Source organism: Thermochromatium tepidum ATCC 43061 (assembly GCF_009664085.1).
Lineage (GTDB): Bacteria > Pseudomonadota > Gammaproteobacteria > Chromatiales > Chromatiaceae > Thermochromatium > Thermochromatium tepidum.
On the sequence record NZ_CP039268.1, the window covers coordinates 1,537,816 to 1,550,448 of the forward strand.

Annotated in this window: 8 protein-coding genes; 3 read left to right on the forward strand and 5 right to left on the reverse strand. The window is 64.4% G+C overall.

What is annotated here, in order from left to right; all coding sequences use genetic code 11:
* The first annotated feature begins 13 nt into the window (after window positions 1-13).
* Entirely contained in the window at window positions 14-496 is a 483-nt protein-coding gene (locus E6P07_RS06995; RefSeq protein ID WP_153974946.1) for a Crp/Fnr family transcriptional regulator, read from the forward strand.
* Window positions 497-880: 384 nt separating this feature from the next.
* Entirely contained in the window at window positions 881-1,972 is a 1,092-nt protein-coding gene (locus E6P07_RS07000) for a TRAP transporter substrate-binding protein (protein ID WP_153974947.1), read from the forward strand.
* A 63-nt stretch (window positions 1,973-2,035) separates the two neighbouring features.
* Here the strand turns inward: E6P07_RS07000 and E6P07_RS07005 are convergent, their stop codons facing one another.
* The 3 genes from E6P07_RS07005 to E6P07_RS07015 are packed head-to-tail and all read right to left on the reverse strand — an operon-like array spanning window position 2,036 to window position 8,081.
* Window positions 2,036-3,484 carry an ATP-binding response regulator gene (locus E6P07_RS07005; protein WP_153974948.1) on the reverse strand — a complete coding sequence of 483 codons (1,449 nt, stop codon included), beginning with the start codon at window positions 3,482-3,484 and terminating at the stop codon, window positions 2,036-2,038.
* Window positions 3,481-5,136 (reverse strand): sensor histidine kinase, encoded by a 1,656-nt coding sequence (locus E6P07_RS07010; protein WP_153974949.1) that lies wholly within the window; start codon window positions 5,134-5,136, stop codon window positions 3,481-3,483. Before E6P07_RS07010 ends, E6P07_RS07005 begins: the two co-directional genes overlap by 4 nt.
* Window positions 5,133-8,081 carry a chemotaxis protein CheB gene (locus tag E6P07_RS07015; protein ID WP_153974950.1) on the reverse strand — a complete coding sequence of 983 codons (2,949 nt, stop codon included), beginning with the start codon at window positions 8,079-8,081 and terminating at the stop codon, window positions 5,133-5,135. Before E6P07_RS07015 ends, E6P07_RS07010 begins: the two co-directional genes overlap by 4 nt.
* A 197-nt stretch (window positions 8,082-8,278) precedes the next feature.
* Here E6P07_RS07015 and E6P07_RS07020 point away from each other — a divergent pair, with 197 nt between their 5' ends.
* Window positions 8,279-10,816, forward strand: coding sequence for a hybrid sensor histidine kinase/response regulator (locus tag E6P07_RS07020; RefSeq protein WP_153974951.1), 2,538 nt, complete (start codon window positions 8,279-8,281; stop codon window positions 10,814-10,816).
* A gap of 15 nt (window positions 10,817-10,831) precedes the next feature.
* Here the strand turns inward: E6P07_RS07020 and E6P07_RS07025 are convergent, their stop codons facing one another.
* The gene (locus E6P07_RS07025) at window positions 10,832-11,614 is read right to left on the reverse strand and encodes an alpha/beta fold hydrolase (protein WP_153974952.1); all 783 of its coding nucleotides are present in this window, start codon (window positions 11,612-11,614) and stop codon (window positions 10,832-10,834) included.
* A gap of 66 nt (window positions 11,615-11,680) precedes the next feature.
* Complete coding sequence (locus E6P07_RS07030) at window positions 11,681-12,556, reverse strand: TauD/TfdA family dioxygenase (RefSeq protein WP_153974953.1); 876 nt, start codon at window positions 12,554-12,556, stop codon at window positions 11,681-11,683.
* Between the last annotated feature and the right edge of the window lie 77 nt (window positions 12,557-12,633).

Sequence of the window (12,633 nt, forward strand, 5' to 3'; positions counted from 1 at the left end):
TGGAGCCAAAACCATGACCGACATCGACAAAGCCCAGGCCCTCGCCGGCTCATCGCTGGGGGGGGAATTGGACGCCGACGAATGCCGGGTGCTCGCCGAGCGCATGGGCGTGATCTCACTTCAGGCCGGCGAGACCCTGGTCGACGAGGATGAGGACCGCCGCACGCTGTTTGTGCTGACGCGCGGACGACTCTGCGTCTGCAAAAGGGTCGGCGAGATCGAGGAGACCGTCTATCAGATGCGACCCGGCGAATGCGCCGGCACCCGGGCCTTCATCGATGGCACCCGCCGCCGCGCCGCGCTGCGCGCCGAGGAACCAGTCACCGTCCTGACCCTAGAGCCAGAGGATTTCGACACCCTGGTCGAGACCCATCCGCGCCTGGTGTTCAAGGTCATGCGCGCCATCTTCCGCATCACCCACAGCAACCTGATGCGCATGAACCTCGAGAGCGCCGAGATGCGCAACTATCTGCTCAAGACCGGTGGGCGTTACTGAGTCGGTGAGCCCGATCGGGTCTGCGGTCGTAAGACCGAGGCGGCGCCTGTACGTCGGCGCGTCGCACCCGAGGCCCGATCCCTGACGAACCTATTAATTCGGCCCCCAAAGACCTTCCTTGGTCTTTTGGGGCAACGCCAAGGCCGGTCGAGGCCCGGCCTCAGCTTAAGGAAACGCTGATTTATTCCATTCGTGGCAAAACCTTATCGCGTAACCAATTGATTTGGTAGGAGCGGCTTCAGCCGCGATTGAGAGACACGCGATTTATTCAGCGTTTCCTTAAGCGGCTGATGACCGCGCCTGGGCATCCAGGCCCTGGATTGATCTGGCCTGTTTAAGGGCCGGGTCAATAACCAATGACCACGACCGCGTGAGGATCCTACCATGCAACGACGTGATTTCCTGAAGACCACAGGGATTGGCGCGCTCGCGGCCGGGGCCAGTGTCGCACTCCCGGTCCGCGCCGAGGGGCGGACCATCAAATGGCGCCTGGCCTCGAGCTTTCCAAAGAGTCTGGACACCATCTACGGCGGCGCCGAGACCCTGTCGAGGCGGGTCGCTGAGCTGACCGAAGGGCGCTTCGAGATCCGCGTCTTTGCCGGCGGCGAGCTGGTGCCCGCGTTCGGCGTGCTCGATGCCGTGCAACAGAACACGGTCGAGTGCGGACACACCGCATCCTATTACTATTATGGCAAGAACAAGGCGCTGGCTATCGATACCACCCTGCCCTTCGGGCTCAATACCCGCCAACTCACCGCCTGGGTGATGGCCGATGAGGGCATGGGGCTGCTGCGTGAGATGTTCGCCGAGTACAACATCCTCAACTTCCCCGGCGGCAGCACGGGCGCCCAGATGGGCGGCTGGTATCGTAAGGAGATCAAGTCGTTGGAGGATCTCCAAGGACTCAAGATCCGCATCCCCGGCTTCGGCGCCGAGATCTTCTCGCGTCTGGGTGCCGTGCCCCAGTCGCTGCCCGGCGGGGAGATCTATCCCTCGCTGGAGCGTGGCGCCATCGACGCGGCCGAATGGACCGTGCCCTATGACGACGAGAAGCTCGGCTTCCACAAGGTCGCCAAGTATTACTACTACCCCGGCTGGTGGGAGACCGGCACCCATCTGGTGTTCTATGTGAACAAGGATCAGTGGGCTGCCTTGCCGCCGAGCTATCAGGCCGCCTTCGAGGTCGCCGCCAATGAGGCGCACCTGGAGATGCTCGCCCGCTATGACGCCAAGAATCCACCCGCGCTGCAACGCCTGATCGCCGCGGGGGCCGAACTGCGCCGTTTCCCCGACGACGTGTTGCTCAAGGCCTATGAGACCGCCCATCAGGTCTATGCCGAGGAATCGACCAGGAACCCAACCTTCAAGCGGCTCTATGACTCCATGATGGCCTTCCAGAAGCGCGCAGATGCCTGGTGGGGCGTGGGCGAGTCGCCGATGTCCAACTTCCAGCAGGCGGTGCGGCGGATGAAGTAGCGCCCGGGTCAACGCCCACCGCCGGGGATGGGCCGCACGGTGCGCGGCCCGTCCCCGCCCACCTCAGCCCTCAGGGCGCGCCCCCCGCAACACCGCCAACGCCGCCTCGAAGTCATAGCCGGCCAGCGCCTTGCAAAAGGCCTCCTCGCGCCCCTTCAGTGCGGGTTCATAGAGACTCGGGGCGTCGAAATAGACCCTATGCGCGGTCACATCGTACTGCTCCAGCCGCCTCGCCAGATCCTCGACGGCCTGGTTCAGCCTCTCCTCGTCAACGGTGGTTGGATGCTGATCTGGCGCGACCGCTGCCGTTTCGGCGATGGGCAGACGCACACTGAACCAGAACACACTCCCCTCACCGAGGGTACTCTCGACCCCAAGCTCGCCGCCCATGAGCGCGACCAGACGCTTGACCAGGGCCAGCCCCAGACCCATGCCCCCATGGCGACGGGTCGTGGAGCCATCGCCCTGGCGGAACGGCTCAAACAGGGTGGCGCGTGCCTCAGGCGACAGACCGATCCCCTGATCCTCGACGGCGAAACGCAGGGTCACGGCCTTTTCGCGCAACTCGATCGGCGCGACCATGAGCCGAATCCGCCCCTGTTCGGAGAACTTGACGGCATTGCTGAGCAGGGCGCCAAGCATCTGTTCCAGGTGGAGTGCGTCACCGCGCAGATAACGCGGCACATCCGACTCGATGTGCCGAACCAGCTCAAGCCCCTTGGTGCGGGCCTCCGACTCGAAGCGTCTGATGGCGCGCGCGCACAATGCCTCCAGGTCGAAATCAGCGACCTCCAGCACCAACCGCTCGGATTCGGCCCGGCTGAGCGTCAGCAGATCATGGATGATGTGGTGCAGTCGCTGTGCAGCGTGTTCGAGCTGCTCCATCCGTATCCGTGTATGCTCGTCCTGATTGTCGTGCTTAACCAGATAAGCCAGACCCAGGATCTGATGCAGGGGCGTGAGGAGCTCATGCCCAATATTGGTCAGAAAGACACTCTTGGCACGGTTGGCGCTCTCGGCCTCGTCGCGCGCCTGCGCCAGTTCGCATACCCGCTCATGCACCAGGTCTTCCAGATGATCGCGATGGCGCGTCAGCTCGGCATTGGCCGCCTGGAGGGCGCGGGCGCGTCGTTCCAGCTCCAGATGCAGCGCCACCCGGGCGCGCAGCACGGGTTTGTTGACGGGTTTATGCACAAAGTCGACGCCCCCGGCCGCCAGGGCGCGGGCCTCGCTCTCGGTATCGGTACGCGCGGTGACAAAGATCACCGGGATCTCGCGGGTGCTCGGATCGGACTTGAGCGCGGCGCAGACCTCATAGCCGTCCATCTCGGGCATCATGACATCGAGCAGGATCAGGTCCGGCTTGGCGGTCTTAGAGATCAAATCCAGTGCCTGACGCCCGGAGGTGGCGAAGCGGGTGTCATAGCTGTCTTCCAGCATCCCGAGCAGGATCTCGATGTTGGTCGGGGTATCATCGACGATGAGGATGCGCGGAAGCTCGGATTCTTTCATGCCAGGTCCCAATTATGTGTTCGCAGCAGACCCCGTACCCCGATGAGTGCCTCCTCGAAGTCGAGTCGGGCGATCGCCGCGGCGATCGGGGCATAGTCCGCCTCTAAGTCAGACCCCTGCACTAGGAACTCGATCTCATGGCTGAGCCGGCGTGCCCGACCCTGGCGGTTGTCGAGCATCCAGACCAGGGTCTGGAGCTTCAGGTGCAGGGTATCCAAATCCAGTGGCTGGGTCGCCGTGACTGGAGGCGCACTGGGTGCGGGCGTGTCGGTGGGGACGGGTTCCAAAGCGTCCTGCTCGGTCCCCTCGACCAGACGCAAGGGGACCGTAAACCAAAAACGGCTGCCGGCGCCCAACTGGCTCTCGACCCCGATCTCTCCACCCATCCGCTCGACCAGCCCGCGGCTCAGGCTCAGACCCAGACCGGCGCCGCCGTGGCCGCGACTGGCCGACATATTGCCCTGCTGAAAGGGGACAAAGAGCCCCTGGCACTGTTCGGGCGTCAGACCGCAGCCGGTGTCTTCGATCGCAAAGCGCACTCGGATGCACCCTGGGTCTGTCGTCGGCGCGCCGGACGACTCGGGGGGGGTGGCCCGCTCGACCCGAATCTGGACGCTGCCGCGCTCGGTGAATGCGATGGCATTGTCAACCAGGTGATCGAGCACCTGCTGGAGACGCAGCGGATCGCCCGCGAGCACCTGGGGTACGTCTAAGTCCCTGAGAGAGGAAAAGGCAAGCCCCTTTTTCTCGGCGCTGGGTCCATAGAGCTGGCACGTGCGCTCCAGGAGGGCATCGAGATCCAGCGGCCTGGGCGTCAGGTGCAGATCGCCGGAGGCGACCTGGGAATAGTCCAGGATGTCGTTGATCAAGCTGGAGAGGGCCGATGCCGCGTCATGGATCTTTTGCAGATAGTCGCGCTGGTGCGGGGTCATGGCCTCGCGCCCCTCGAGCAGCAGGGTCGAGAACCCGATCAGGGCGTTCATGGGTGTGCGCAGCTCGTGCCCCATGTTGGCCAGAAAGGCGCCCTTGGCGGCATTGGCCTGTTCGGCCGCCTGCTTGGCCTGCATGAGCTCCTGCGAGAGTAGATGCAGCGCCTGCTCGGCACTCCGATCGACCAAGACCACCAGGAGCTGTCGCTCATCCGCCGGGCCCAGGCTCAAGGGCAGGAGGTGCAGGTCATAGCAGGTCTTGCCCTCACCGCCGGACTTCAGGGCCATGCACTCCAAGCGATGGAGACCGACATCGAGTCGGGTGCGCATGAGACTATGCAGCCGGGTGCGGCTCGGGAAGTCAAAGAGTTGGAACAGCGAACCGCGCTGCAACGCCACATGACTGATACCCAGCTCCGCGTGCGCTTGTTGGTTGGTCTCGACGATGAAACCGTTGGCATCGACCACCAGGGCCGGGATCGGCAGGGACTCAAACAACCGCCGATAGCGCTCCATGACACCGGCGAGGCGTTCCTGGGCTTGGATCAGCTCCTCGTTCTGGAGCTCAAGCTCGGCCTGATAGATCCGCAGTTCCTCGATCAGGTGCGAGAGTTCTAGTGCCTTCTCGCCCCCCGGATCCAGCGCCAAACCCGCCTTGCCCTCGGCGATCGCCCGCTCGGCGCGCTCACGCAACTGGGTGAAATTGGGTCGATGTCGGTTCAAGCGTTACGACTCCGCCGCCAGGGGGTGATATTGACGTGACTGACCACCACACCGATGTCCTGACTCATCACTGGGATCACATTCATGACGAACCAACGCTCTTCGTCGGCGGAGTGACTGGGATATTCCAGCGAGAAGGTCGGAAGGCGGCCCTCCAGCACCCCCTGCAGTCCGCGACAGGCCTGTTCGGCATAGTCCCCCTCGGCCTCCATCTCCATCCGACAGGCCTCCAGATAGTTCACCCCAGGGCCAGTCGGGGTGAGCCCCTTGTCGCCACTGGCACGCGCAAAACGGCGCCAGGCGGCATTGACCATGAGGATACAGCCGCTGTGGTCGAGGACGGCGATGTGCTCAGGGAGGGCATCCAGGATCGACTGGAGCCGGCGTGCATCGTGGAAGGCGGTCACATCGACGAAGGTGGCGACCACGCCATTCACGGTCGTCGAGGGGATCAGATAGGGGAGGATGCGTACCAGATAGGTCTTCTTGTCGTCGAGTGTGACCACCTCGGTCTCGATCGGGCGCTGGGTCAGGAGCGTCTGACGCAGATCCTCGAGCAGACGCGGATAGCGCAGCACATGGGAGATGTCGCTCAGTGGACGGCCAGCGTCGGACTCGCGGAGCTTGAAGATCTGGGTCGCATCTGGGCTGAAGCGGGTGATGTGCAGCTCGGCATCGAGAAAGATGGTCGCCACGCCCGCGGCCCGGGCCATGCTGTCGAGATCGGCATTGAGACGATTGAGCACCAGCATCTTTTCTTGGAACTCGGCATTGACGGTGCTCATCTCCTCATTGACCGACTGGAGCTCCTCGTTGGAGCTCTGGAGCTCCTCGTTAGAGGCCATGAGCTCCTCGTTGGTCGCCTGGAGCTCCTCGTTGGAGGTCTCGAGCTCCTCGATGGTCGCCTGGAGGCTTTCGCGGGTGGCGGCCAGCTCGCGCTCGAGGACCTCGATGCGCGCCATGGTCTCGGCATCGACATCGATGGGCTCGGACTCGGTGCTGAGCGCCTGATTGGGTGCGACCTCGAAGCAGAGCAGGGTCAGGCGCTCATCGCCATCGGTCGGGAGCGGGTGGGCCGCCAGCCGCAGCTGACGCCGTTCATTATTCTTGAGCCTGACCTCGATCAGGTCGGAGACGATGGAGCCGCGGTCGCGCGTCGCCTTGTAAAGCAGGGCAGCGGCCACGGGCCTGAGCTGGTCGAGCAACAGGCGGCTGACCTCCAGACTGGCTGCGCCCTCACGGGCCTGGAGATAGGGGTTGACGTCGCCGAAGAGATGGATGGCCTCGTGTTGCTGATTGACCACGATCGCCGGCGGGGTATAGAGCGACAGCAGGGCATTGACACCCAGGGTGGCGATCGAGGACTCGCCGTGGCCATACCGGGAGCGACTCAAGGGCGAGGTCGCCTTGCTGAGCGTCGGGGGCGTCAACAGGGCCGCCCCCTTGCGTTCCAGCGGCGGCAGGGACATGGGACCGACCCGGCGAAACAGCTTGTGCTTGGCGCTGATGGTCTGGAGGCCCTCGGTGGAGGCCGAGAGCGACTCGCTGGATCCGAGCCACAGCACCCCGCCCTCGCGCAGGGCATATTGCAGTGAGCGCAGGGCGTGTTCTTGCGCCGCGGTATTGAAATAGATCAGGGTATTGCGACAGACCACCAGGTCCATCTTGGTGAAGGGCGGGTCGGCGAGCAGGTTGTGCCGGGCGAAGATGATACACTGCCGCAGCTCGTTCTTGATGACGAAGCGATCCCCTTTGCGGGTGAAGAACCGCTCCAGACGCTCGGGCGAGAGCTCGGCGGCGGCCGATTCGGGATACTGACCGATGCTGGCGGTCTCGATGCAGGATTGATCGACGTCGGTGGCAAAGATCTTGAGGCTCGGCCAGCGATGCTCGCGTTCACAGGCCTCGATGAAGAGCATCCCGATGGAGTAGGCCTCTTCGCCGGTGGCCACCCCCGCCACCCAGACCCGGATCGGTTCATGGGGCGGGCGCTCGGTGACCATGGGGGCGATCACAGTCTCGGCGACCGCATTGAAGGTCTCGGGATCGCGAAAGAAGCTGGTCACCGAGATCAGCATCTCGCGCCTGAGGGTCAGGATCTCGTTGCGGTCGTGTTCGAGCAGCTCGTAATACTGATACAGGTCCGGGGTATGGCGCACCTGCATCCGCCGATCGATTCGGCGCTTGATCGTGGTCGGTTTGTAGTCCGAAAAGTCGATCCCGCCGACCTGATGCAAGAGATGGAGCAGGGCCGCGAGGATCTCCTCCGTGGTCATATTGGGGTGGGCGACCAGATGCGGCGACTCGGGCTTGGGCTCCTGATAGGGGATGTTGCGGATGTGGGCCAGCAGCCGGGCCGGCAGCTCCTCAGCCGGTAGGATGGCATCGACCAGGCCGGTCGCGATCACGCTGCGCGGCATGCCATCGAACTTGGCCGACTCTGGGTCCTGCGCCATCAAGAAACCGCCGGCGGCATTGATGGCGACCGCGCCGCGCGTACCATCGGTGCCCGTCCCCGAGAGGATGACCCCCACCGCCCGCCGTTCATAGACCTCGGCCAGCGAGGAGAAAAAGATGTCGATCGGGAGGGTCAGACCGCGTGGGCTCTTCGGGGTCAGATGCAGGTGCCCCTTGGAGACATGCATGATGGCGCCGGGCGGGATCAGATAGACATGGTTGGCCTCCATCGGCATGTCATCCTCGACCATGGTCACCGGCATCGCGGTGTGGCGCGCGAGCAGATTGCTCATCATGCTCTTGTGGTCGGGCGACAGGTGCTGCACCACCACGAAGGCGACGCCAAGATCGGTCGGGCAGGCCTTGAAGAACTTCTCCAGGGCGTCGAGACCGCCGGCCGAGGCCCCGATGCAGACCACATAACCGTCGAAGGGTAGAGGCTTGGCAGAGCCGCTTCCATCGCTCTGGGATGGGGTATTTTCATTCATCGGTGATGGCGGTCCATGAATGTTCGACGGCTCAAACCGGATGGCACCCAGAAGGATTGACCCCAGGGTGCGGACGTGATGTGAATCGACACCAGTCGACGGAATCAATGTTTAGAATATGACATTCTATCCAAAAGACACATCATGGAAGCCCCGAGATTCAAGAGCCGCTCGACAGCATAGCCAAAGAGTGCGACATGAAGGACCCCTTGGCGAGCCAGGTCACATCCGTTTTCGCCCAGTTGGCGCGCGCAGGTGCAGCAAACCGAGTCCGCGCTGACCCTGGCCTCTGGCTGCTGCTATTCAATCTGGCGCTCGTCTCCTGTACCCTGCTCTGGCTCTCCCTGGGCTCGGGTGAGGAACACCAGGTGGCCCTGATCACCAATCTGGTTTTTATCCTCAACCAAGGCTCGCTGCTGACCCTAAGCCTACAGACGGCCTTTAGCCCCTGGCTCGACCCTGTCACGAGACGCGCTTGGCGATTGCTGAGCCTGGGTTTTTTCCTCTCTTGGCTTGGCGATCTCGCCTGGGCGATCCAGGAGCTCGTGCTCGGGATCGATCCCTTTCCCGCGTCGGTCTCCGATCTGGGCTATCTGGCCTCCTACCCGCCGCTGCTTGCCGGGATCCTGACCTTGACCCGCCCGCTCAAGACCCGCAGCGAGCGACTGGTGTTCTGGCTGGATCTGGTCACGATCACGCTGGGTGTCGCTGCACTGGTGTGGTATTTCCTATTGCGCACCCTGGTTGGAAACGAGGATGTCGGGCTCCTGGCCCTGTTCTATCCGGTCGGCGACGTCGTGCTCCTCGTCGGCGTGGGGGTCTGGCTGGTGCGCCCCAGATACAGGGGCGCGAGCGCGTCCATGCGATGGTTGATGTCCGGACTGATCGCCTTTCTGCTGGCCGATCTGCGCTATGCCTACGCCATCGCTCAGGGCGACTACCAGGTCGGCGGGGTCACGGATGCACTCTATTATCTCGCTGGATTGATGCTGATGGTTGCGGCCCGGGTGCAGGCCATCGCAGGCAAGGCCCGCCCCGATCCGGCGCCGACCGCTTCGGATCCTCCGGAGTGGATGCTGTGGCTCCTGCCCTATCTCTCGATCGCGTCCATCCATGGCGTGCTGATCGCGATCGCCCTGGGCTGGCTTCCTGCAGGCGACCCTGGTCAGGGCGAAAGACCCCTGCACGTCCTGATCCTGACGGCCGCACTCATGGTCTTCCTGGTCATGCTGCGTCAGACCCTCGCTGGGCGTGAACTGGCGCGTCTGAAGACCCAACGCGCCCTGGAGGCCAGCGAGATCCGCTTCGCCGCGCTCGCGCGTCACTCATCGGACCTCATCCTGCTGACCGACCCGGATCTGCGGGTGCGCTTCGCGAACGATTCCATCCAGCGCGTGCTGGGCCAGGCGCCGGGCGCCCTGATGCAGCGCCCGCTCCTCGACCTCCTCCGCCCGGAGGATCAGGTGTCGGCCGGTCGCTTCCTCGCTCGCCTCTTAGACACCCAGGACCTGACCCTGGTCACGGAGTGGTCCATGCGGCATGCCGATGGGACCTGGCGTGAGATCGAGATCCTGGCCACCAACCTCAGCCAGACCCCGGCCGTCGGCGGTCTGGTGCTCAACGGGCGCGACGTCACCGAGCGCAAGCGCCAGCAACGCGAACTTGAACAGGCGCGCGCCGCTGCCGAGGCGGCCAATCGGGCCAAAAGCGAATTCCTGGCCAACATGAGCCACGAGATCCGCACCCCCATGAACGCCGTGATCGGGATCTCGAACCTGCTGCTCGACACATCGCTTAGCCCCAAGCAACGCGATTACATCCAACGCCTCCGGCTCGCTGCCACCACCCTGCTTAAGCTGTTGGACACGATCCTGGACTATTCCAAGCTCGAGGCCGGACGGATGACCCTGGAGTCGATCCCGTTCCAACCCCAGGAGGTGCTAGACAGCGCGCGCACCCTGTTCGAGCTCCAGGCCGAGCAGCAGGGACTGACCCTGGATTTCACCCTGGCGCCCGAGGTGCCGCCCTGGGTGCAGGGTGATCCGCTGCGTCTGCTGCAGGTGATCACCAATCTGGTCGGCAATGCGCTCAAGTTCACCCACGCAGGTGGCGTCTGGGTACGTGTCGAGTGCCAACAACGCACCGAGACCGATGTGGTCCTAAGGGTCGCGGTCCGGGATACCGGCGTCGGTCTAACGCCGGAACAGTTGGGGCGGCTGTTCGACGCCTTCCACCAGGCCGACCCCTCCACCAGCCGCCGCTATGGCGGCACTGGCTTAGGGCTGAGCATCTCTAAGCATCTAGTTGGCCTGATGGGCGGCGAGATCGGTGTGGAGAGCGTCGCCGGACGGGGCAGCACCTTTTGGTTTACGGTGCGTCTGGAGATCGCAGCCCCCGACCCCGGGCGGTCACAGGATCGGGCCGGCAAGGTGCTGGACACCAGCCCACTGGATCCGGGGTCTCCTACCTGCCCCACAGCACCCAAGTCGGCCCCCGTCATCCCGGCCATCAGGCCCCCCCTGGACCTTGAGCGTCTGAATGCGCTCGACGCACTCCTGGCGACCAACAACAGCCGTGCCCGGCATCTTAACCGCGAGCTCCAAGAAGGATTCGCCGGCACGCCCTGGGAATCGGTTTATGCCCCCATCGCCGAGTCGATCCGAGCGCTCGATTTCGCGACGGCCCGGGCACGTCTGCAACAGATCCTCGCGGCGTGCGAAACGGACTTGGTCTGACGCCCGCCTGGCGGCTCAAGGACACCGACGAGCCTGACAGACATCGACCGAGCCGGCGGAGTCCAGCAAGGCCGGCCAGCGTTCCACCCAACCGCGCCCATGGTCGACGCCCGCCACCACCTCGAACCGAGCCTGTGGATTGCGCATCCGATAGCGCGCCAGGGTCCACGGCGGCACCTCGGCGTCCTGCTCGCCCAGCAGATGGATCTGGCGGATAGACGGATCAAGCGGTGGCAGCTCGCACGGATCGAGCGATCCGCTCAGCGGGCTGTAGCTGTGCTGTTTGGCCCAGGCGCTTACATCGAGATTGGCTGCGAGCGTGACCACGGTCGTCACACCCTTCAGGCGTGGCGCGAGCAACACCGCCAGCGTCCCACCGCCGCTGTGCCCGATCAGGACCAGCTCGCGATCGTCCCGCGGCGGCAGCACGCGTTCGATGGCACGCGCCAGGCTGAAGACGACCGGCTCGCCATAGCGTCCATGGGTCCAGTGCCAGGGCAAGCAACCGGGAGAATGTGCCAGACCGTGATAACAGGGACGACCGACCAGGAGCGATGGGGTTGGATCGCGCGCCATGAGTCGCGGCATGAGCGGGCGACGCGGGCTCGGGTCGGCGGCCACGCGACGACGATCGAGCCAGGGCGTGCCGTCGCCCTCCAGATAGACGTGGACCCGCCGGGCCAAGACCGGATTGCCTCGCATCCACACCCGATGCTGAAATCCAGCGCCCTCGACGAGACGTTGCTCAAACCCCAGCACGCGCGCGATCCGCTCGGTCGGATCCTCCGGTGGGTTCATCGGACTCGCGCACCCAACCAGCGCGACGAGCACGACCAGGGGCGCGCCTCTCATGTGTCCGGCGGATCAGGTGTCCTGGAGACGATCGTAATAGCGCGCCCGATAGACCAAGCGCGGCACCGGACCGTCCGTAAAGCCAGTGCGGGTGTGCAGGACGTTGTTGCAGACCAGCCCCCAGCCGGATTCAAGCCGCGCGCTTAGGGTCCAGGGTGTCCCCTGATCCAAGAGCGACCTGAGCGCCGCGACCGCCGCGCGGGTGATTGGATCGTCGCGCCAACGGATGTTGCGGGTGCGATGGGTGTAGCGCATGTGCAGCCGCCCGTCGGGATGCACCGAAAACACCGGACCAGCCCGCTCGGGTCGGATCTCTTCGCCCTGGCTCCGATTGGCCGGGATGATCATGCATCCTGGATGCATCAGGGCGCGGATGAACTCGGGGTTCTGATCGCGCAACAGGAGATAGATGATCTCGTGGTCGAGCAGGGCATTGGCCCCACCCTCTGCGGCCGGATGGACACAGTGCAACACCAGGCCGCGGATCTGGTGCGCGGCGTCGTTGTAATAGCCGTCGGTGTGCCAGGAGATGGGGAGGTTCGAATAGGGGATATAGTCGCGATGCCGGACGTCGGTCTGCACGGTCAAGGCGGTGATGGCGTCCTCGTCGGCCCCCGGGTTGTGATCGAGCCGGTGCAGGCCCAGGCTGGCGCCGAGCGCACGCGGGATCTCCTTGTCCGGGTCGTCGCCCGTGGCCCCGATATAGATGGCCAGATTGGCGCGGCGGCAGCGCTCCAGGATGGCCGCCCGTTCGGCGTCGCTGAGTCGGCGCGGGTCGCGCACCTCGACGATCAGTGCCCCGAGGTCGGTCGGTGTCTGTTCGAGCTTGCGCTCGCGCCAGCGAAGGTAGGCCGAGTCGTCGTCGAGCGCGAAGGCTGAATCTGGCATGTTTGAGGTGTCTCTATAGAGGGTGTTTACAAAATCAAGCCGTCAGTCGCCGCAACGTTGCAGTTTGAATTGCAGCT

What these genes read in the sequence shown, in the direction of transcription:
- E6P07_RS06995 (WP_153974946.1), top strand. Translation starts at nt 14, where the DNA reads ATGACCGACATCGACAAAGCCCAGGCCCTCGCCGGCTCATCGCTGGGG.
- E6P07_RS07005 (WP_153974948.1), bottom strand. Translation starts at nt 3,484, where the DNA reads ATGAAAGAATCCGAGCTTCCGCGCATCCTCATCGTCGATGATACCCCG.
- E6P07_RS07020 (WP_153974951.1), top strand. Translation starts at nt 8,279, where the DNA reads ATGAAGGACCCCTTGGCGAGCCAGGTCACATCCGTTTTCGCCCAGTTG.
- E6P07_RS07025 (WP_153974952.1), bottom strand. Translation starts at nt 11,614, where the DNA reads ATGAACCCACCGGAGGATCCGACCGAGCGGATCGCGCGCGTGCTGGGG.
- E6P07_RS07000 (WP_153974947.1), top strand. Translation starts at nt 881, where the DNA reads ATGCAACGACGTGATTTCCTGAAGACCACAGGGATTGGCGCGCTCGCG.
- E6P07_RS07030 (WP_153974953.1), bottom strand. Translation starts at nt 12,556, where the DNA reads ATGCCAGATTCAGCCTTCGCGCTCGACGACGACTCGGCCTACCTTCGC.
- E6P07_RS07015 (WP_153974950.1), bottom strand. Translation starts at nt 8,081, where the DNA reads ATGAATGAAAATACCCCATCCCAGAGCGATGGAAGCGGCTCTGCCAAG.